Raw genomic sequence first — 549 nt, 5'->3', positions numbered from 1 at the left:
TGAAATTGCAAATACGACTCTATTTAAAATCATCATGGGTGAAATGGAGCCAGATGAGGGTTCCTACAAATGGGGCGTTACCATCACTAACTCCTATTTCCCGATGGACAATTCGGAATTTTTTAACGGTTGTAGCTTGAATCTGGTGGAGTGGCTCAGCCAGTACACCAGCGAGACTACAGAGACCTTTATGCGAAGCTTTTTGGGCAGGATGCTTTTCTCAGGGGACGATGTCTATAAGGAAGTACAGGTTCTTTCCGGAGGTGAAAAGGTGCGCTGTATGCTTTCACGCATGATGCTGTTTGGCTCTAACGTGCTGGCTTTGGATCAGCCGACCAACCATTTGGATTTGGAATCTATCACGGCGGTCAATGACGGTCTGAAAAATTTCAAAGGGAATGTGCTCTTTGCATCCCATGACCATGAATTTATTCAGACCATTGCCAATAGAATTATGGAAATTCGCAAGGACGGCACGCTGGTTGACAGACTGTGCACCTACGATGAATATATAGAAGAAAACTAAGGTTTCAGATTGGGGGATCAGAG

The 549-nt window shown here is 44.8% G+C and carries 1 protein-coding gene; it reads left to right on the top strand.

Going from position 1 to position 549, the window contains the following annotated elements; translation table 11 throughout:
* Positions 1-526 (top strand): ATP-binding cassette domain-containing protein (locus D1841_RS18435; protein WP_166554410.1); only part of this gene is annotated, 526 nt, incomplete at its 5' end.
* Positions 527-549 lie beyond the last annotated feature (23 nt).

This window comes from Neglectibacter sp. X4 (assembly GCF_009917365.1).
Taxonomy (GTDB): domain Bacteria; phylum Bacillota; class Clostridia; order Oscillospirales; family Acutalibacteraceae; genus Acutalibacter.
The sequence above is the reverse complement of the archived record's forward strand: the minus strand, read 5'-3'. Positions and strand labels throughout refer to the sequence as shown.